Annotated in this window: 21 protein-coding genes, 2 pseudogenes and 2 riboswitches; of the genes and pseudogenes, 1 reads left to right on the forward strand and 22 read right to left on the reverse strand. The window is 34.2% G+C overall.

The features are described 5' to 3' along the window. Positions 1-214: 214 nt before the first annotated feature. The 19 genes and pseudogenes from ppsA to yeiL form a co-directional block, all read right to left on the reverse strand. Positions 215-2,824, reverse strand: coding sequence for a phosphoenolpyruvate synthase (gene ppsA / locus BN358_RS07500; protein WP_019228613.1), 2,610 nt, complete (start codon positions 2,822-2,824; stop codon positions 215-217). Positions 2,825-3,185: 361 nt separating this feature from the next. Continuing rightward, entirely contained in the window at positions 3,186-3,767 is a 582-nt protein-coding gene (locus BN358_RS07505) for a DUF4256 domain-containing protein (RefSeq protein ID WP_019228614.1), read from the reverse strand. Between the two features lie 98 nt (positions 3,768-3,865). Then, positions 3,866-4,978, reverse strand: a complete 1,113-nt coding sequence (gene cobT / locus BN358_RS07510; protein ID WP_019228615.1) for a nicotinate-nucleotide--dimethylbenzimidazole phosphoribosyltransferase — start codon at positions 4,976-4,978, stop codon at positions 3,866-3,868. Between the two features lie 90 nt (positions 4,979-5,068). Further along, a riboswitch (cobalamin riboswitch) is annotated at positions 5,069-5,243 on the reverse strand. Between the two features lie 153 nt (positions 5,244-5,396). After that, positions 5,397-5,768: a hypothetical protein gene (locus BN358_RS07515; protein ID WP_019228616.1), complete on the reverse strand. Its 372-nt coding sequence runs from the start codon at positions 5,766-5,768 to the stop codon at positions 5,397-5,399. Between the two features lie 98 nt (positions 5,769-5,866). Beyond that, positions 5,867-6,523 carry a DNA-3-methyladenine glycosylase gene (locus tag BN358_RS07520; protein WP_019228617.1) on the reverse strand — a complete coding sequence of 219 codons (657 nt, stop codon included), beginning with the start codon at positions 6,521-6,523 and terminating at the stop codon, positions 5,867-5,869. Positions 6,524-6,604: 81 nt separating this feature from the next. After that, positions 6,605-7,609: a hypothetical protein gene (locus BN358_RS07525; protein ID WP_019228618.1), complete on the reverse strand. Its 1,005-nt coding sequence runs from the start codon at positions 7,607-7,609 to the stop codon at positions 6,605-6,607. A gap of 18 nt (positions 7,610-7,627) precedes the next feature. Next, positions 7,628-8,254 (reverse strand): metallophosphoesterase, encoded by a 627-nt coding sequence (locus BN358_RS07530; RefSeq protein WP_019228619.1) that lies wholly within the window; start codon positions 8,252-8,254, stop codon positions 7,628-7,630. A gap of 66 nt (positions 8,255-8,320) precedes the next feature. Beyond that, positions 8,321-8,827, reverse strand: coding sequence for a GNAT family N-acetyltransferase (locus BN358_RS07535; RefSeq protein ID WP_019228620.1), 507 nt, complete (start codon positions 8,825-8,827; stop codon positions 8,321-8,323). 56 nt (positions 8,828-8,883) lie between these two features. Further along, the gene (locus tag BN358_RS07540; RefSeq protein WP_019228621.1) at positions 8,884-9,429 is read right to left on the reverse strand and encodes a GNAT family N-acetyltransferase; all 546 of its coding nucleotides are present in this window, start codon (positions 9,427-9,429) and stop codon (positions 8,884-8,886) included. Between the two features lie 146 nt (positions 9,430-9,575). Beyond that, entirely contained in the window at positions 9,576-10,676 is a 1,101-nt protein-coding gene (locus tag BN358_RS07545) for a DHHW family protein (protein ID WP_019228622.1), read from the reverse strand. Between the two features lie 11 nt (positions 10,677-10,687). Then, the gene (locus BN358_RS07550; RefSeq protein WP_019228623.1) at positions 10,688-12,091 is read right to left on the reverse strand and encodes an MBOAT family protein; all 1,404 of its coding nucleotides are present in this window, start codon (positions 12,089-12,091) and stop codon (positions 10,688-10,690) included. Then, positions 12,092-12,604: a hypothetical protein gene (locus BN358_RS07555; protein ID WP_019228624.1), complete on the reverse strand. Its 513-nt coding sequence runs from the start codon at positions 12,602-12,604 to the stop codon at positions 12,092-12,094. 188 nt (positions 12,605-12,792) lie between these two features. Then, positions 12,793-13,485 (reverse strand): hypothetical protein, encoded by a 693-nt coding sequence (locus BN358_RS07560; protein WP_019228625.1) that lies wholly within the window; start codon positions 13,483-13,485, stop codon positions 12,793-12,795. 171 nt (positions 13,486-13,656) lie between these two features. Beyond that, entirely contained in the window at positions 13,657-14,145 is a 489-nt protein-coding gene (locus BN358_RS07565; protein ID WP_019228626.1) for a pyridoxamine 5'-phosphate oxidase family protein, read from the reverse strand. 84 nt (positions 14,146-14,229) lie between these two features. After that, on the reverse strand, positions 14,230-14,694 hold the full coding sequence (locus BN358_RS07570) for an NUDIX domain-containing protein (protein ID WP_019228627.1): 465 nt from the start codon (positions 14,692-14,694) through the stop codon (positions 14,230-14,232). 15 nt (positions 14,695-14,709) lie between these two features. After that, positions 14,710-16,017, reverse strand: a complete 1,308-nt coding sequence (locus BN358_RS07575) for a hypothetical protein (RefSeq protein WP_019228628.1) — start codon at positions 16,015-16,017, stop codon at positions 14,710-14,712. 192 nt (positions 16,018-16,209) lie between these two features. Beyond that, a pseudogene (locus BN358_RS07580) lies at positions 16,210-16,464 on the reverse strand (radical SAM protein); the annotation flags it as partial. Positions 16,465-16,591: 127 nt separating this feature from the next. Then, a riboswitch (guanidine-I (ykkC/yxkD leader) is annotated at positions 16,592-16,684 on the reverse strand. A 75-nt stretch (positions 16,685-16,759) separates the two neighbouring features. Continuing rightward, a complete protein-coding gene (locus tag BN358_RS07585) occupies positions 16,760-16,948 on the reverse strand; it encodes a hypothetical protein (RefSeq protein WP_019228630.1) in 189 nt (62 codons plus the stop codon). After that, a complete protein-coding gene (gene yeiL / locus BN358_RS07590) occupies positions 16,935-17,603 on the reverse strand; it encodes a transcriptional regulator YeiL (protein ID WP_019228631.1) in 669 nt (222 codons plus the stop codon). The genes BN358_RS07585 and yeiL overlap by 14 nt, the downstream gene beginning before the upstream one ends. A gap of 93 nt (positions 17,604-17,696) precedes the next feature. Between yeiL and BN358_RS07595 the strand changes: the two are divergent. Continuing rightward, a pseudogene (locus BN358_RS07595) lies at positions 17,697-18,333 on the forward strand (class I SAM-dependent methyltransferase). Positions 18,334-18,459: 126 nt separating this feature from the next. On the opposite strand, the gene BN358_RS07600 reads toward BN358_RS07595, so the two are convergent. The 3 genes from BN358_RS07600 to BN358_RS07610 form a co-directional block, all read right to left on the reverse strand. Beyond that, entirely contained in the window at positions 18,460-19,227 is a 768-nt protein-coding gene (locus tag BN358_RS07600) for an alpha/beta fold hydrolase (RefSeq protein ID WP_019228632.1), read from the reverse strand. A gap of 180 nt (positions 19,228-19,407) precedes the next feature. Then, positions 19,408-20,265: an AraC family transcriptional regulator gene (locus tag BN358_RS07605; RefSeq protein ID WP_019228633.1), complete on the reverse strand. Its 858-nt coding sequence runs from the start codon at positions 20,263-20,265 to the stop codon at positions 19,408-19,410. A gap of 237 nt (positions 20,266-20,502) precedes the next feature. Then, positions 20,503-20,976, reverse strand: coding sequence for a YbhB/YbcL family Raf kinase inhibitor-like protein (locus BN358_RS07610; protein WP_019228634.1), 474 nt, complete (start codon positions 20,974-20,976; stop codon positions 20,503-20,505). Positions 20,977-21,117: the final 141 nt, after the last annotated feature.

Genomic DNA, 21,117 nt, shown 5'->3' on the forward strand with positions numbered 1-21,117 from the left:
TTTCTCAGGCGCTTTTTGTTTCAGCATATACGCCGTTCATACAACATCATCATGAATGAAAATAACCTTATTGTCTATTCATTATCACGAATGAGTTCATAGAAATAGCCACTCATTAATTATAATGAGTGGCTATTCAAAGTCAGTATTTACTTAATTATTAACCAACATTTCCTATGTGATAATTCATAGTCTCTAAGATAGAGACTATGAATTATAGTATTTCAATATATCCTTCTGTTCCGTTTACGCGAATGTGCTGTCCATCTTTTATGAGTTTGGTTGCATTTTCTACTCCCACAACTGCCGGCAATCCATACTCTCGTGCTATAACTGCTCCATGGGTCATAAGTCCGCCAACTTCGGTAACCAAGCCCTTTACGGATACAAATAACGGTGTCCAGCTAGGATCAGTAAATTTGGTAACTAATATATCTCCTGCTTCCAGATTTGCATCTTCCATATTTAAAATAACACGTGCTCTTCCCTCTATAACTCCGGAAGAAACCGATAGACCTACAATAGCATTATCCGGAATATTTTCCCGTTTATATTCACCGGTAACTATTTCACCATCGGAGGTTATAACTCGGGGAGGAGTTAATTTTTCATATAATTTGTACTCTTCTTTTCTGTTTATAATAATTTGGTAATCCAGTTTGTTTGTGCCCACAACTTCGCGAAGTTCTTCAATAGTGAGATAATATATGTCTTCTTTTTCATTAATAACACCGATTATCACCAGTTGTTCAGCTTCTTTCATTAAAGCCTGCTTGTAGACAAAGTAACGGCTGACTATGCTGTATTTTGGATATTCCCTATATCCTGTGAAATTTCTTAGTATGCCAATCACTCTTCTTGTTTCTTTGACTTTTTGTACGCCATCCGGCAATTGCTTCAATTTATCTAATAATTCCTGTTCTTTATTAAGAGCCTCCTGTCTCCCATTTTCGAATTTTTTCTTGCTTTCATCAGGCTCAAAGTTTTTGATGTTATTTAAAATCATTGGAATCAGTGATGCTGGATTTTCGTTCCAACGGGTATTAGTAATATCAATTTCTCCAGCACACCTCATTCCGTACTTGATAATAAAATCATAAATAGCATCTCTTACTTTCTGACCTCCATTAAATTTAACAATTTTCTCCAAAAATTCATCATCTTTATTACGCTGTAAATAATCAATTATTTCCGGATACGGACGAATTACATCTGCAACATCCAATATAGACAAACCCATTTCTGCAGTTATGTTGTTGGGTACAGATTGAGAAAGAATGTCAGCTGTGTTTTTTTCACCTAGCCAATCATACATTTTTTCATTGATCCATGTTAAAGCATCTAATGCAGTCATTAGCACAGCTGAACTTTGGGGGTCAAATATAATTTTCTTTAATTTTTGTATATCTTCCAGAATGAAATCAATTAATTCCACACCTGATTTATTTTGGATGTTTTGTTTCAATTCTTTTAAAGATGATTGACTGCTTATTATCAACTCCTGTACAATTTTCGGATCATCAACTTTCGAGTGAAAATCTTCCGGCAATCTGTCTTTATTGTTATTAACAGAACTCAGCTCTTTCTTTTCATCTGTTAGAGACTTTATAAAGTCTTGCTTTATTATGGTCATAAGTGCATCTTTCATAAGAGGATCGTGTTGACCCATGCTGTTTAATAAAGCATCTCTGGTATCAGGTGAAGCCAGAATCTGAGTAACATCAACGAACAGCCTTCCACCGGCTTTATACCTGGGTCCAAAAGATGTTAAACAAAACAAAGATATTCCCAAGGGCTTCAAAGGATCTGTCATCATTTGCTGATGACCGACAGATAGGTATACATGTTTTTCCTTAGTCTTTGCTTCCGGGATGGGATACAAGGTTGTGATCGGTCGGCTCTGAACAATGTAAAATGTTTCATCAGCCAAACACCATTCAATGTCCTGAGGGTAAGCAAAATGTTCTTCAATCATCCTGCCAATATTTTCAAGCTGCAATATCTGATCATCTGTCAGTGCTTGCTTGTTCTGCTGCTCAGGCAAAATCTCCTGTACAAAAATACCACCATCCTTTGAGGAATAAACAGCCATTTTCTTGTTTGATATATTCTTATTGATAATCTTTCCGTCTTGTACCTTGTAGTTGTCAGCATTAACTATCCCGGAGACTAAGGCTTCACCAAGTCCGAAGCTGGCATCAATGGATAAAATCTTTCTGTTAGAGGTAACAGGATCAGCTGTAAACAAAATTCCTGCAGCCTGTGGGAATACCATCTTCTGAACAACCACAGACAAATAGACTTTGCTGTGGTCGAAGCCATTTTGAATGCGATAAATTACTGCTCTCTTAGTAAACAGAGAGGCCCAGCATATGCTGATATGCTTTATGATTGAATCCTTTCCCATAATGTTAAGATACGTGTTCTGCTGGCCTGCAAAGGAAGCTGTGGGCAAATCCTCTGCCGTTGCGCTTGAACGTACTGCATATGCATTTTCTTCTCCAAAACTTAAGAGAACGCTGGTGATTTCTTCTTCAATTTCTTCTGGGATGACTGCATCTTCTATGAGCCTTCGAATCTCAGCACTGATTTTATTGATTTTATCCCTGTCTTCTAATTTTAGAAGCGATAACCGATCAAGCAGTTCCTTAATAGACGGCGTTTCTCCAATGATTCTTTTAAATGCATCAGTAGAAACACAAAAACCCTCTGGCACGCGTATGCCTTCAGTCCTGGATAGTTCCCCAAGGTTTGCTCCCTTACCACCAACAGACATGATTTTTGTTTTGTCAATATCCTTAAACCCAAGAACATATGAACTCATATGACTACCTCCTTTGGCCTTACTATTGATATTTTGATTGTCCTCCATAAAACTATATTAGAGTATTGAATATTTTTTAACACTAATTTTACTAGCTATTCATTGTATTATTGCCTCTTGCTTCTGCAATAATCCCCATTATAGCATTATCAAAAAATAACAAACAGACTACACTTATATTTTTTTATATGTTATAATTAAAGTGGAGATAATTAAAAATTATGTACGAAATGTTGCGAGTTCTAGACATAAAAAAATACCATTAATATTTTCAATAAATATTTAATGGTATTTTACTAAAGAAAATTAGATTTTTAATTGGTCACTGAGAACCGTCCCCTATGACTTCCCTATGACTTATTTATACCCTTAGTGAGCCACGAAAGCCTCTGACACCATAGTAAGATTCTGCTCCATTGTGATACACAAAAACAGTGTCATAGCGGCGATCACAAAACAATGCTCCACCGAGTTTCCTGATATTTTCAGGTGTTCTGATCCAGCTTGACGTCTTAACATCAAAACTGCCAAGTTTCTGCAACTCCCTGTATTGTTCCTCAGTTAACAACTCAATACCCATATCATCAGCCATATCAACAGCATTATTTTCAGGTTTATGTTCTTTCCTTGACTCAAGTGCCTCACGGTCGTAACATATACTTCTGCGGCCTTTTGGGCTTTCTGCTGAGCAATCATAAAAAATGTATTCATCCGTATTTTTATCATGACCAACTACATCCGGTTCACCGCCGGTTCTTTCCATTTCATAAAGTGACCAGAGATTTTCAGAATAAATTTCAAGTTTTTCTTGCACCTTTGACCATTCAATACTCCTATGGCGTTTCATATTTTTTTCAAAACGCACTTTTAATGTGCTTAGCAGTTCTTGGTGCTGTTCCGGTGACAATTTTATTTTATTGCTGACTTTATCTATATTTGTCATGCCGATTTCTCCTCATTAATTTAAATTTATTAAGTTATATCTTCATATACTGATTATACCCAATAAATACATTAGAAATCACCACACCTTTATAAGAGTTAAAAATCTCCTGTACTTACACCCGAAGTTTCAAATGTAGCCATTTCATCAGCAATTTTCAAAGCTGCTTCAACCATTGGAAACATAAGTGCTGCACCTGTGCCTTCTCCTAATCTCATGTTTAAAAATAATCTTGGCTCAATACCAATGTGTTTTAAAGCTATTAATTCACCTTTTTCTTCTGAAGAATGAGAAGATATCATATATTCAATGGAAAAAGGATTTAGTTTTGCAGCTACAAGAGCTGCTGCAGAAGAAATGATGCCATCTAATATTGTTGGTACTTCTTGTTTTGCTGCTTCTAAAATTGCACCTGCCATTGCAGCAATTTCTAATCCGCCTATTTTAGACAATACATCTATTGGGTCATCAGGATTAGGATTATTTATATTAATCGCTTTTTTTATTATCACATGTTTATGTTTTAGAGCATCATTTTTCAAACCTGTTCCGCTGCCTGTAGCTTCTTCAACACTGCAGCCTGTGAAAACTGTAATTAAAGCTGCACTTGGAGTTGTATTTCCGATTCCAACTTCTCCTGTTGCTAAAATGTTTTTTCCAGACTCAATTACATTTGATGCAACCATAGCACCAGTCAATAAGCTTCTAAGAGCTTCTTCTCTTGTCATGGCTGGGCCTTCTGCAATATTATCTGTTCCGTTTTTTATGCGGTTAGCCATAAGTTCTGGTGGATTAATAGGACGAGATATACCTAAATCGGTACATACAAGGTCTGCTCCTGCATGATTAGTCAACACATTGATTCCACCGCCTCCACTTAAGTAACTGTTGAACAATTGTGCAGTTATTTCCTGTGGAGCTGCGCTAACCCCTTCCTTTACAACACCATGGTCTCCGGCCATTAATAGAACTGCCTTTCCCTTAATTTCAGGATATGCAGTTCGTTGTATTCCTGCCAGCTGAACAGCAATGTCCTCAAGCACTCCAAGACTCCTGGTAGGTTTTATCTTACCATCAAGTCTCTCCTGCATTTCTTTAGCTGAGTTAAAATCAGTCTTTTTAATACCTGATATGATTTCATTTAGTCTCAGCTCCAGTTCTTTTTCACTCATGTTCTTAATGTTTAAATGTTTGCAAAATCCATTGTTCATTTTTACTCCTCCAATTAATAAAAAAATAAAGTCCCGCCATAATAATATATGGTCGGGACTTTTCCGTCATCACGATGCTTTCAGTAAATGAAAGACTTTTTCTTCCCAGGCAGGTCTCCTGACTCAGACTCAAGCATCCTTTTGCCCCTTCCCGGCATATGCCAGTGGTACGGCAAAGGACTCATCTTCACAGTGTTGGGTACGTAACGGACTCTCACCGTCTTCCCTATTCTCCCTAATGGGCACCTGAGATTGATATTTAATTAATTCAATTTTAATATAAAATTTGCACCAAGTCAAACAAATATTAGATCATAGAATTTTACAATTTATTTTTATGTAATATAGACATTAGTAAACTAATATATATATTATCCTCATTGAACAATGAGGATTGAGAGGACATAATGGACAGCATTTAGGGTTTGATTAATTCCTTTGTTATCAATGATAATGATATATACAGTGACTTTATCATATTCTTCGTAAGTGACAATTGAGGAGTACCTTCTTTTAACTTTTCCTGTGCTTTTTCGCACTTGCTGATTGTTGAGGTTATAGGTGGAATTGCTTTTTCTAAATCTTCTTTGGAGAAATTATCTTCTAAAGAATCACCTAACTCTCTTGATATTAATGACGATGATATGTATAGAGCTTTAACCCTATTCCTGGTAAGAGTTGCCTGAGGAGTACCTTCTTTAAATTTAGGCTGTACTTTCTCGGACCTCCTAATCATAGAGGCAATTGTTGGAATAGCTTTTTCCAGCTCCTCTTTTGTGAAACCATCCATAAAATTCTCCTTTAAAAATACTATTTTCAAGCTCCAGAAGAGCCATTTTCATGTGGATACCACCTTCATACCTACAAGCCTGCCATTTGTTCCACTCGTTATTTCCTTGCCAACTCTTTTTTCTTTTTTGGTGCATAATCCAGCATTTGTGGTATTGCACCTCCTGCAATTGCCCAGAGATAAAGACTTGCCACTGTACCGTAAGGCGAATAGCGTTTTTTGTACTTCTCAAACTTTTTTCTGTCAATGTTTCTGTGATGATAAAGCATCCGCATACCACGGTGAATTGCCAGGTCTCCAAAGCTCACTACATCAGGACGCTGTAAACAAAATATCATAATCATTTCAGCAGTCCATACACCAATACCTTTCAAAGAGGAAAGTTTTTTGATAATCTCTTCATCTGACAGATCATTAAGCGTATTAACGTCAAACTCTTTATTTCTTACCTTATCTGCAAAGTCTTTGATATACTCTGCTTTTTTGAACGTCATACCAAGTTTTTGCAGTTCATTTAATTCAAGAAAATAAATATTGTCAGCATTGATATCTCCAATTCTATCTCTTAGCCTCTGCCATATGGTCACTTGGGCCCGGGTGGATATTTGTTGGCCGATAATGTGATGAACTATGGACGAAAACATGTCATTGTCAACTGCCCTGTATATATGTCCAATCTGATCAATTGCCGCCCCAAGCAGTTTGTCACGGCTTTTTAAGAATTCAATTTCCTTGTTGTCGTACTCAAAATACAAAACTTCACCTCCTTGCTTCCAGCGGTCATAGGGGACGGTTCTCTCTGTCCATTTAGAACCGTCCCTTATGACTCCCTATGACTATTTTGAATTTTGAATAATGGATTTTTCCATAAGCTCTAAAGTCTCAATATACTCTGGCTTAAGCTTTTGATACAAATTTTGTCTGCATGCTTTTGCTTCTTCCGGCTTACTTTTTCTTCCCTTAGTTTTAATAACATCATACCAGTATAATTTATGATTATTATAGTATACGTCAAAATCAACCAACCTCTTACCATCAACTGAATATTCCAGCGCCATTAAAATCATTTTAATTTCCTGCGGGGTTAAAAATGTAAACAACCTCACCTGATATGTCAAGACTGAGTACAGAAGCACAGCATGGTCCTTAGTCCAGCTTTCTCCTAAAATCATCCCTATTTCCAGTTTAGACATTATAAACATGAGTCTGTCATAGTGTTCCTTATATTTTCCATAAGAATCATATATATTAATTCTAAGCTCATACCACTGACTGTCATTTAAGTTTTGAGTAATATACCTCAGTCCTTCTACCCTCAGTCTTCCATGAACTTCAGTGATCGGATGCGGAATTAAAAGTTTTGTATTCAGGAAATCAGATGACGAAATTGTATCGCTGATTGACTTATTGGTAAAAGCTAAGATAGTATCATCTTTTTCTCCTATCCTAATGCCGTCTATCCAATCAACCTCCTTACCATCAAAAACAATCTTTAGTTGATCAATTAATTTTTGTTCATTGCCAGCTATACGCATAACTATTGATGAAGGACCCATGTCGATCTTTTGTAAAAGATTACATGCATGACTGTTAATAATTGTAGATAATATTACCGAAGCAACATCGCGAATCAGCACAATTTTTTTGGCATCCTCTATACAGGTTTTTTCAATATTTATATCTGTTATGAAACATAAAGTACAATTTTCGGTTGCATTCTCAAACCCTTTTTGGAAATCTGTTTCTTCACCACTCAGTTTTGACTCTAAAAATCTTGTGATTTCATCAATATTTTCTGTTCTAATAAACAAATACCTCGGTCCCATCCTAAATAACAGCATGAATATCTCCCCTTTCTGCTATAAACCAATCCTTTTTAATTTCATTCCTCTTGATGTATCTGTACCTGAAGGATAATCTAACTGAAACACCCTTTTATTAGACAAATCGATTATATTGATGTTCAATATTCCATTGAGACCTACAGTTGCACCTTTTTTATAATGACTAGGTTCAAAGCTGTGTCCGTAAAGATTAAAATCCACATCATTTAAATTTTCCTTATAATAATGACTGACAGAGAAGGTGCAACCATCTATAGTCAAGATACCATCCTTGAGAATTATTCCTATATTAGTCAAATTGCTAACTGTTTCATAATCATCATGGTTACCCAATACATAATAGATTTTTGAGAATTTATTCTTCTCTATACCGTCTATAAGTTTTGCAACACCTTTACAGTAGCTGTCCATTTTATACTTATATATCTCCAGCTTAATATTATCAGCCATATCTCCTGTATGTACAATATATTGAGGCTTTAAAATTTCAATTATTCTAAAAATATAGCCATAGATATCTACAGGTGTATCACTTATATGCAGCAATATAGGACCTTTTATTTCATTTAAAAGCTCCTTTGATATATATGGATAATCAAACATGAATAACAATCTTACGTATAAATCCTTAATGAACTTCATCTTTATCAACCTCCCAAAGGTCACTGGGTGGTCACAGGGGACGGTTCTCCTTGACCATATGTAACATTATCCTTCTAAAATTTTTGCCATATAAAACTCATCATAATACCTGCCATTTTTTAATGTTGCCGCTTTTCTCGTACCTTCAACTTCAAAGCCACATTTCTTATATAGATTTATTGCTCTTTCATTTTCTGTTATCACGGTTAATTCAAGTCTCTTTACTTTATTAGCACTTGCCCATTCTATAATATTCTGAAGCAGTAAATAACCAATTCCCTTACTGCAATATTCTTCTAAAATACCAGCTACTACAACAGCAACATGATTGGTTCTAATAAAACTTTCTCTGACTGCAATTATATAACCTATTATTTTACCATTAGTTAATGCCACATAGCACATGTCGCCATCATTAATAACAGATTCAATATTCTTTTGAATTCTTTCCTTGCTGATATTACGTTCCCCTTTTTCAAAAAGCATGAATTCTGCTTCATCATCTAATTTAGGCAGAAACTCACAAAACTCATTTACATCATTAACGTTTCTCTCTCTAATTTCTATATTCATAATTCACCCCCAATTTATTTCATCTCTGCAATTTTACAGAAACTGTACCAATGGTATTAAAATGGTTTCCATTCGTCTTCTAATATCGCATAAATGCAATCATCATACCACTGGTTGTTCATATTAAAACTTTTTATAAAATGCGCTTCTTTTCTAAATCCGATTTTTTCAAGTAGCTTTATTGATTTTATATTGTCGGGGTCAACAGATGCTGTAACTCTATGTTTCTTCAATTCAATAAAAGAATAATCAATTACAGCTTTTACCGCTTCTTGTGCGTACCCATTACCCTGATATTCAGGAGAAAGTGTATAACCTATTTCAACCTGGTAATCATCATCCATAAAATGAATTCCAATATCACCAATCATTTGGCCTTCTTTCAAGCATACAGCCAACTGCAGCCATGAATTTGCTGTATTCACACAAACAGAAATATTTTTATTTATAAATTCTTCAATTTCGCTAATGTTTATTGGTCTCCATGATTGATATTGATATATTTCAGGCAGTGAACGGTATTTGAAGAACGCTTCCTTATCTTTCATTTCAAGTGTTCTGATTAATAATCTGCCAGTTCTAATATTTTTTAATTTTCCCATATAAAATTACCTATTCCTTGTTTATATATAATTATTGTCTCTATTGTACTAATATTAGTAGTATTTTACAATAAGTAATAGGAGAAAAATAAATGATAATAGTATAGGAGGCGGTTCTGATTAGTCACCAAAACCGCCCCATGTGGTTATTTCAGCGTTGAGCTGTTGTTTAAAATACGCGTGTTATATAAAAACAGCACATCCTGATCTTGTGAAAAATCTATATAATTACCTAATAAATCTGTTGATATATACCTTAAATCAATTAATGTAATTTTAGAATATCCTTCAAGCATCAGTGGAGCTATGCTGCTTCCAAAGGAATCACGAAATAAAAGCAGTTCTTTGTCATTTTTGCATTCTTCATTGTAAATAGTGATTAAGGGCTTAGCACCAGATAAAAATACATCGTAAGGATCCATTCCATCAAACATCTCTAAGTTGTATACCTTTCTGAATGTATTTGACTGATGATCAAATACTACAGCATTTTCAATTATACTGTTAGTTACATAAAACATATTATCCGGCTGTAATTTTAGTGCAGCGTGCCCATAATAAGAACCGTAAAACGGATAAAGCTTATGCTCAATATAAGAACCGGATGACTTTGAATCATTTCCCATTTCATTTAACAACAAATCAGCAATTTTAATAATTTTTTCCTGTCTCCAGTGAATATCAGTCTTGTAATAGTCTTCTATAGAAAGCGCTGCAAACAAATCAATATATTTCATGTTTCGAGTATTTTGTTCCATTAATTCCAGCATCCTGTCATAGTTTATTGTTAAATAGCCATTTTCATCAGCAATAAAATAACTCTTGTCCGGAACTATGGCATAGTTCACATTTTTACCCTTAAGATATTTTTCATATACTTCATTTAGTTTTTCAGCTGCATTAACTATAGACTTTTCATCCAGCTTATATTCCATTTTCTCAATTATTCCGTTTATTATATACATATTGTTATTGTCTTTTTGATTAAATAAATAGTATTTGCCCATTGCCTTTAATCCTCTGAAAGCATCACGAAATATAAACTGATCTAAAGAATATTTTTCAAATTCATCAACAAATTCTCCACTTAAAAGCTTTTGAAGAGAATAATTTGGAAATGTAATGAGCCTTCGCCTTTCACTGAAGGAAAATTCATTGTCAGGAATTAAAATATTTGCAAACATAAAACCCCAAATTATCATAATAAAGCTGACAACAACTACTATATTTTTTATATTATTTTTCATGGTAACCTCAATTAAAATCTAAAGTACAAAAATGGATTAAAGGAGCCATCAACTAAGTAACCGGTAATTAATAACAGCAAAGACACAAGAACAATGGGTTCTAAAACATATATGATAAATTCACCCTTTTTACTGTATTTTATCTTTTCTATTACTTTAATAGTTAAAGGAGTTGCTCCAAAAGCAGCAATAATAAGCATAAACCCATAGCTGCTTAAATAATAAATTGTCTCAGCATTGCATAATGGTATACTTAAAAAACCAAACATTCCCTTTATACTTTCAATACACTCAATCATATTACCTGCATTAAATATTACAAAACTGATTATCACAAAAAACAAGGTATATATATGACCTATAACAGCGGGTAACTTACTTAAAATTGTATTAAAAAGAAACTTTTCAAGAATTAGAAAAACTCCAAAATACAATCCCCAGACAATAAAGTTCCAATCAGCCCCATGCCAAAAGCCTGTCAAAAACCACACTACAATTACATTTCTAATCCACTTGACAGTTTTTACACGATTCCCGCCCATGGTTATATACAGGTAATCTCTAAACCAAGTACCTAGAGATATGTGCCACCTTCTCCAAAATTCCGAAATGCTCCTGGATATAAAGGGATAGTTGAAATTTTCAAGAAAGTGAAATCCAAAAATACGACCAAGACCTATAGCCATGTCACTATAGCCAGAAAAATCATAATAAATTTGAAGCATAAATGATATTGCTGCAATCCAATAAAATAAAATTGTTCTCTCGTCTAAATTGGAAAATATCCGCCCCAGTTCCCCTAATGTGTTAGCAATCAGCACCTTCTTAGACAGACCTATTATAAAGCGACTAACTCCATAGGCAAAATTTTCAGCTGTATGACTGCGCGTTGACAATTCCTGTTCAACTGTCGTATATCTCACTATAGGTCCTGCTATAAGCTGTGGAAACAAAGATACATAAGCAGCAAAACTGAAGAAATTTTTCTGAACCTTTGCATTGCCTTTATAAACATCTATAGTATAGGATAAAATCTGAAAGGTATAAAAACTGATACCTATAGGAAGAACTACTTTTAAAGGCGCAATGTTTAAATTAAAAAACCAATTTACATTTTCAATAAAAAAATCAGCATACTTGAAATATAGTAAAATGCCTATACTAAAAATAATGGAGCAGATAAGCGGTAATTTCGCATATCTGCTCTTTCTTGACTTATCAATCCACAATCCATGAAGATATCCCGATAAAGATGATATTAGTATCAATATTGAATATAAAGGCTCTCCATAAAAGTAGAAAAACAAACTAGAAACCAGTACTACTAAGTTTTTAAACTTAAATGGCACTATAAAGTATAGCATTATGACTATCGGCAAAAAGTAGTATATAAAGCTAATACTCGAGAATAACATTTATTTTTCCTTTAATTGAAGGAATGCATCATGTAAAGCGCTTCCGTCCTCATCACTCATAATAAGAATTACTACATCCCCAACATTGTCAACAATAACATTGTTAGGATCTACCCCTACGCATATCCACTTGTTGGGATCTGCATTTTCTTTAATATCTGACTTTATTTTTTCAACGTCTGCTCCTTCCTTTACTCTAACTAAGCATAAAGAGTATGCGTGAACATTAATCAAAGGTTCAGAAGCTATGGCTTCTTCAAATTCTATACCTTCTTTACCAAGATAATACTTTGCATTTTCTGCAGTAATTACTGTGGTTTGTAAACCATTTTCAATATAATCTTTGACTGAATCTTCAACATCTGCTGTTTCATATATCTTATCTAAGATACTCTCAAGGTCTCCCTCAAGATTGTTATTTTCTACTGGTCTTGTATCCGCACCTTTTGATTGACATCCTGTAAAACTAAATACAAGGACTAATGCCAATATAATTAAATGTAACTTTTTCATAAAATCTCCTTTTAAATGATTATGCATGCATGTCATAATCTATTAGACGACATCATTTAGATAATGTTCCATAAGGATTACATGAAAAAATTTCCAAGGTCCATTGGGGACGATTCGTGACCCTTATATTTACAGCAATAAAAACAACACTAAAAGCTAGTGCTGTTTTTTGTACCGTCCACATGGACTTACTTTTTTTCATTTATGTTTGATTCTAATTGATGTTTCCTAATATCATTTGTAAGCGCTTCTTTGTCACCAGTAATATTTTTTGCAGGAAAGTCAACTAAGTATAGATTGTTGCCGCTCCCTGGCTTGCTCTCTTCCGGCATTGGTTCCTCAAGTCGAATAGTATATTGGTCTATTTTAATATCCTTACTAAGCAAAAGCTTATGAAGTTCCAAAAGTAGTGCTGACAATTGTTCCTCATTTCGAATATCACTTAATATATTCACAGTCAATGACAACTGAAGCGGCACATCTTTCAGGTTAAGTGGTACATCCTGAGTAAGCTTTTGAGTATCACCAAGCAAATCGCCTATGATTAATGTTGTTTCATAGGGATATTCTTTTTCAATGATGTTTGTAACCATATCATTAAAGTCTTTACTCAGACGGCGATATGTTGTAAAACGATTTGCAACTTCATATTCATAATCGTCGCTGACTCTGCCATGACTATAACCTATATAAAATTTTGTATCCTCGCTTTTTCTTGATTGCACATGGCAACCATATTCACTGTTTTTAAAATTGTACTTAACTTCTGATATTTCCAAATCCATGTCATTATAGTTTGCTTCAGCATAATCTTTTATTTTGCCATATGCAATAAATGCAGAAACAGGATTTCCTGTAAATGAGTTAATAAAATTTAACACAAGTACCAGAATCAATATTGAAATTAATATTACAATTTTATACTTAATATTTACCTTAATATTACACCTCCTGCTAGTTTAAATGGCCTCGAACCGTCCCCTATGGCATAGTTTGATTCACCATACTGTGAACTTACATCTCTTGAATTGCATCTCCGTTTTTGGGGTAAATTATTTACTTTTTGCTCTGACGTATTCAATGGCCTCTTTGCCGGTTATGTGCTCCACATCAATTGCAAAAATATAAGAGTGCATACATCCCATTATTTCTTTAAGTTTGGCTTCTTCAGGCTGATCTCCTGAATACTTTTCAACTAAAGCTTTAAAAGCTTCAATACGTTCATCACCTTCTGCAATTCTTGCTTTTCCAAAGGCAATAACACTGCGAAAATATGAAGTGTATTCTTTGCTTACTATGGCATCTTCATCTATTACCGAAAAAGATACCTTTGGGTTCTTGGCAACTGCATCTATTTTATGTCCTGCCTTTGCTGAATGGAAATAAATTTTCTCGTTGAAATAGACATAGCTAACTGGAACTGCATATGGATAATCATCATCTCCTAAACATGCCAGAACTCCATTTGTGCATCTGTCCATTACAGATATTGTGTCCTCCATTGATAATAATTGTTTGTTTCTTCTCATTTCTCTAAACATTGACTATTTCCTCACTTTCATCCTTATACATTTTGTTTGAATATAATTACTACACAAATGTCTGTGATTTCTCTTATTAAAGCTTTATACAGTTAATCCCTTAATGTTCATGGCTTTTGCTGTTGCCCATGACTGATGTTTAAAAAACAAACCATTGATACATTCAGATGGCTCTAACCAAATCAATTTATGATCCTTCTCTATGCCATTATTTTTCCTAAAATATAAATCTGCAAAGTAAAAAAAACCTATGCCATGCATGTATTTGTAATTTTTTGCTATATGATACATGGACGACCTGCCTATATAATTTCCAACAGTAATCTCATAACCTGTTTCCTCAAGAAATTCTCTTTTTAGGCACATTTCATGGCTTTCGTTGTTTTCGATTCCGCCTCCCGGCAGAAAAAAGCCACCTGGTGTCTCAATTGTTGCTATTTTACCCTCACTGCTTATTACAATACCATATACAGCCTTTCTTTGAAAATAATCTGTATTCTCAAGTCTTTCACCAAATGTTATTTCATCAACATTAAAAATATCTTTCATTTAAGTCCCTCATGACTATTCTAGTACTAAAATTGTCCCGTCACCAAAACAGAATGAACATCGAACCCACCCTACGCCGCCACATTTAGGACATTTAACTTCTGCATAGCTGCCATATCCTCCGTAAGGATCTGTTTTATATTGAAGCGTTGTTCCACCCACACACATGGTGCATTCTTCTTTTCCATTTGAACAATAATGACATGGAATCTCCTTAGGCAAAAGTTCACTGGCATCAGGCAATGTGAAGCCGTCAGGAACGTATTGACCACTTTCTGGCTGTGTACTGTTTCTAAGATATTCAATATACTCATCACTTCTTGTAGGATGATTCAAAGAAAGATAACTGTCATTAAAAGAAGCCTTATAAACATTATTAAATTGGTCTTCAAGCTTTATTGTTCCGGATATTATACCTGTGGTTCTGTCCCATGATTTTACACATAGTTCTGCACTTTCCAATGCATCTCCTAGACTATCCGGAATGGTGTGCTGATCATAGTTTGCAATTCCAAACATAGTGTTGTATGATAAACCTGCATTGAACATTGCATCAGGATTCATAAAAGAAAACCCCGTATCACACTCCATGGAATAATTTTTTCCTGGTTCAATTCTGTCTGAAATATAAATAATAACGCTGGGCCCGTCTATCATAGACCCGATTTTAACATGCAGTTCTTTTCCCTCATCAAAATAAAAGTTTTCTTCAGGGAAGGTTGAAGTAACAATGTGAACAAATTGTTTGTCATCATAATCAATTAATGCATGACATTCTAAACTGTTTTTGTCAGTGGATTTAGTTGATTTATTGGATGAATCAAAAGCTGAATCATTAGAGTTAGTGTTTGGAATATCAATGGGATTTTCATTTGTGCCTGCTATTTCAGTATTTGATTGTATAAGAGATATTTCATTATTTTGGATTCTTAATTGTATTATCAGGCACAATTCCTGTAATGTATTTTGTTCTTTGGCCAGAATTTGCTCTTCTTCATCAGACAAATTTCCATAATTTTGCCTTACCCAATCAACAAAAGGAATAGTTAAATCACTAGTACTGGCTTCTTTCATAGTTATTTCATTAAAATAGGATTGAAGCCATTTAAATTCCTGATCAAGACATTTATATTCATTATCAGAAAGCTCAGCTATTGCATAATACATAGATAAAGGGATTGATTCCGAAAAGTCTTGACATGTAATATTGGTTTTTTCGTTATTCGCAATCTCATTTGTTATGTTTTCTTTAGCCCCAACTTCCTGTGTTGTGTCAGAAACTATGTTGTCATTTGCTTTTGAACAAGCCGATAAAGACATCATTAAAATCACCATGCAAATAAAACTTTTAAAGTGCATACAATCACCCCTTCAAATATATATTATCTTCGTCTTATTTTTTTTAGAAAAAAATTTACTTTTAAGTATATTGTACCAAATATTTCCTAATAAATCCATCGTCAATTTTGTACCTTCTAGCAATATAGCAAATATAAGCATCTTTGTTTACCAATACTAAATATTCTCCAGTTTATTAGAAATTTCGTAAAATCTTTCATCAGATATACCAAGCTTTTTCTTAAATATTTCATCTTCTATTCTTGCAATTATTAATTTGCCGGTATATATTTCCTCAATAATGCTTTTTATCTTCTCAATTGATTCTCCATCATCATTATAGCCCTTAATAATAGTTACTTCTAATATAAATTTGCCCTTATACTGCTCTCTGAAAGCTTTCATGTTTGAGATATGCTCCTCGAAAGTATATCAAACCAGCAGTAACCAAATAAATCCACTCCATAAACTTTCCTCCTTAAAATCAGCATAGTATTATCTCATGGCTTTTAACAGAAAACAAAAATAATAAAAAAGCCATAAGAAATATTATTAAAATATCTCCCAGGCTTTTATCCTTCCGTGTACACAATAACTGTGCGCTTTCTCTCGGACCTGCCAGTAAAACTGCGGAACCCTAGAAAACTAAAATATAAATTTGTAGTTGCAACTTGTAGTTACTTTAGCACAGCAGTCAATCTAAGTCAACTAAATTTTTATAATTCTTTTACTGCAATATCAGTACTTTGATATTTACCTGCACGACTGCAGACTGTACTGAATAAAGAGGAAGCAGAGATAAAAATTGCTCTTTTTCAACAAGTCTTCGTGCCACAGTGCTTTGCAGTTTTAGAAAAGGCTTTAGATCTATTTGATGACCAGCCAATACCTTTTCCATCTTATTACTTATTTTCATCTGCAATTCTTTTCAATTTTTTAACATCTGCGATATGATAGCCTTGTGGAGTTTTTTCCAATATCCCTGTTTTAACAAAATATGCCAATACATAAAGCAGGTGCCTATAGGTGACTCCTAAAAATTCTGCCACTTCCGTATGCCGCTCCCGATAGTAACCGTTTGTAGCTGTAAGCAGGATAAAGGTCGCAAGGCGAACATCCAAGGAATAAGACTGGTTTCTTGAATAATTATAGGTATTACCTATAGCTTTTTTCCCAAGAAACACACAAAGGTATCTCAAAAATGTTGTATCATTGAGAAGCTTTTCTTTACAGCTTATAATTCGAACAGCAAAGCAGGTGCATGCTGTAATTGCCTTTACACCGTTTGATGTCACCTGCGCTTCAATTAATTCCATCTCACCAATAAAGCACGGTGCACTTAAAAAATTAATCAATGAGATTCTTCCATTGTCATGTGACAAGAACAGCTTGGCTCGACCATCAACTAGGTAATACAGAAACTCAGGTTCATCGCCTTCCTTTAGGATTAAATCTCCTGGTTCAAACTGTACAACTGTGATGTATGGCCGGATATCAAATCCAAAATAATCGGAAAGAGGAAACTGATTGTAGTATTCCTCAATCTGGTTTTTATCCTTTATATGTTTCATAATACTATTTTCTCCTTAAGAACAGTATGAGAAATCTCATACCATTATAGCAAACATTTAAGATATAATCATTACAAAAAGAGGTGATTTGATATGATACAGAAAAATTACTGGGATGATGTTTCAGAGACAAAGCAGTTTACAACACCTTTTCAATCAAGTGAATTTCGAAAATACATCACTATGGAATATACGGTGCTTGATGTTGGCTGTGGCTATGGTCGAACCTTAGATGAACTTTATCAGATGGGCTATCGTAAGTTGATTGGAATTGATTTCTCAGAGGGCATGATTCAGCGTGGAGCAAGACAGTTTCCACACCTCGATTTACGTGTAAAAAAAGAAGGCTTCCATTGATCTGCCAGATAACAGCGTTGATGCAGTTATCCTTTTTGCTGTGCTGACCTGCATTCAAAATAATGAGGAACAAAAAGCTCTGATTACCGAAATCAGGCGTGTCTTAAGGAAGGATGGTATTTTATATATGAATGACTTTCTCTTGAATGCAGATGAACGCAATGTAACTCGTTATCAAAAATTTCAAGAGAAATATGGAAATTATGGTGTATTTGAATTACCAGAAGGTGCTGTCTGCCGCCATCACTCTGAAGAGTGGGTCAATGAGCTTTTAGTTGATTTTAAAACATTGCAATATGAACACTTGGCATTCACTACGATGAATGGACACATATCTAATGGTTTATATTTTATAGGACAAAACATAAAATAAGTAACAGAGGGAGCAATCAAAACCGACTGCTCCCTTTCATTTGCTTTTTAATTCATTCCTATTATATTTCCAACAGTAATCTCATAACCGATTTTTTTAAGAAATTAGTCTTAGTTATTGTTCAAATTATTTCTCAGCTAAAAACTTTAAGGTTTCTTCAATGAATTCAGCTTGATTAGACAACATCGCAGGGTGCCCCCCATGTTCAAAAATACATATATCTCCATGTCCAATATCTTTTATCATTTTTGAATAAGTTTTTCGATAAAAATCCTTATCTACACAAACAGCAAATTCATCTTCATTGCTTCCGGTCATCAATATGTCTGCATGCAATTCAGAAAGTGGTTTATGGAAAAATCGGCCAATTGATTTTGCATGCTCAGCAATCGCATTCGTATCATTATCCACAACACTCTCCCAGTCGTCTCCCTGCATAGCTTTATAGAACATTCTTGCTTGGTCGTTTTGTTTTGAGAATTCCCTATCTCTAACAATATTTGAAGTAACCAACTCAAGGGGTATTTCACCTTCGAAGCTGTCAGCAATAACTTTTCTAACACAATCAGGATTTTCTAAAGCAACATTAATTGCAACCAGCGCACCGCCGCTGCTGCCTAAGAGAAATACATCACTGTATTCATTTTGTTTCAGAAATTCAATCACTTGTTTGGACTCTTCATACCATAAATCCACAGGAAAGCATTGCAGCCTATCGGATTTTCCATGTCCTAAAAAATCAAATAGTATTACTTTGTAATCACAGGCATATTTTTCAACTATGCTAAGAAACATATTTGAAGATGCTGTATTTCCATGTAAAAGCAATAAAGTCTTCCCAGTTCCAATTTCTTCATAGAATATATTTTTAGATTGATATTTAAAATATGACATAGTACCCCCTAATTTAATTATTTCAAAATACTTTCAGTACCCCCATAAAATTTTTTTAGATTTTAATTATATAACAATATACCATTAAAATATCATAAATATTCTAACGGTATATTATTAGGTTAATATATAATTACCAAAGTGATATCCCTATGGCGTGGGACTTGCTACCTTATGCAGTTATTTTTTCTTAACAGGAATCCAGATTTCACTGTAGTAGTTTTCATCTTGACTGCCTTGCGGATAATCAGCTACATCAGTATACATTTCAACATTGTAACCTGCTGCAATTTCATAATCCTTGCAATTAGGAAGCCACTCTGAGAAGATTTTTGTGTTCGTATCCTGCAGAGATTTCGGCATTGCACCCTTGCATGCAAAAACAGCCCAAGTGTGTTTAGGAATAATCTTTGTAACAAAATCTTTAGTTATTTCCATAGATGGATTGTAATTGTCTGCGATCAAATATTCAAACTCATTTGAACCCATGCTCTCATCTATGCTTATTCCATACATTCCGCAAACATATTTCCCTTTACCTGTTTGATAATGTTCTGTCCAGAACTGCGGTATTTCTTTAGTTGCACTTTCGTATTTGAAAGTTTTTGATACCCCCATTACAGTAAACGAATCTTTTTCAACAATTTTGTAATCCATAATATAACCACCTTCCAACATAAATTTGATTTTCAGCGGAGCAAAAGATTTTATCATTGCCCCGTCTCTTCGAACAGCAGTAGGTGTAACTCCATGAAATCTGGTAAAAGCTTTTGTGAAGCTATCCGGTGAATCATAGCCATACTTCAGTGCAATATCAATGATTTTTTCATTAGTGGAAACAAGCTCACTGCCGGCAATGGTAAGCCTGCGTTGTCTGATATACTCTCCAACTGTAAAACCACAAAGCATTGCAAATCCTTTCTGAAAATAGAAAGGAGACATAAATACTTCTTTTGCAATATTTTCTATTGCAATTTCTTCTGTGATATTTTCCTCAATATAGTTGATAGCTTCTCCGATTCCTTCAATCCACTCCATATCATCACCCCTGTCTGTATAACTATGTTATCTCTTTTCAAGAAGTATTTCCCGACTTTTTGTGTTATGTTTTGTCTGAATGGTCACAGAGAACGGCTCTCTGACCATTATTTTTTTAGAACTGTTCTCTGAAATTGTGAATTATTAATTTGCTACAAAGAATCGCCCTTTGGTTCCATTTACACAGAATAATTTATATTCTTGGAACATAGCTCATTTATGGACTAGTTAAATAATTTATCTTTTGTATTTGCCAGTTATGCTTCCCTGCTGAATGATATGTCCACTCATAGCTTCAAGCAAATCTTTCTTTTTTGCATGGCTGTCCAAATTTAAGAAACAATCAAGTGCATAAAAGTTAAAAATATACCTATGGGTATTCCTGACAAAGACTGGCTGCTTCGGCCCTCTATACCTGTTAATACCATAAGCAACCCCCTGCATTGCATTATTTAACAAAGATACTGACGAACCGTATGGTATATTTTCCGAGATTTTATCTGTTTTAGGGATATTCCAAATTAACCAGTGGTTAAATGCTTTTATTAAAGGAATGTCCAAATCGTCCATAATAATGGCAATAGATATTACATCATCACTAAGATTTAATAATTGAAACTCTGGAGAAATATCTGCTTCAAAACCAGTATGTTTCTTGGGCATGTATCCATTATTTATAAATGCTGGACTTATTATTTCCATTTCTTTCATATTGCTACTTCCTTTCAGCCTTCCATAGATTTTTCTATAGCTGACTTCACAACAAGATTTATCCAGCTATATAAAGAACACAATTATGTAAACGCCATGAAGTAAGTTTCTTTTAACATAACAATATACCTTTAAAATATT

Origin of the sequence: Sedimentibacter sp. B4 (genome assembly GCF_000309315.1) — a bacterium.
Lineage (GTDB): Bacteria > Bacillota > Clostridia > Tissierellales > Sedimentibacteraceae > Sedimentibacter > Sedimentibacter saalensis.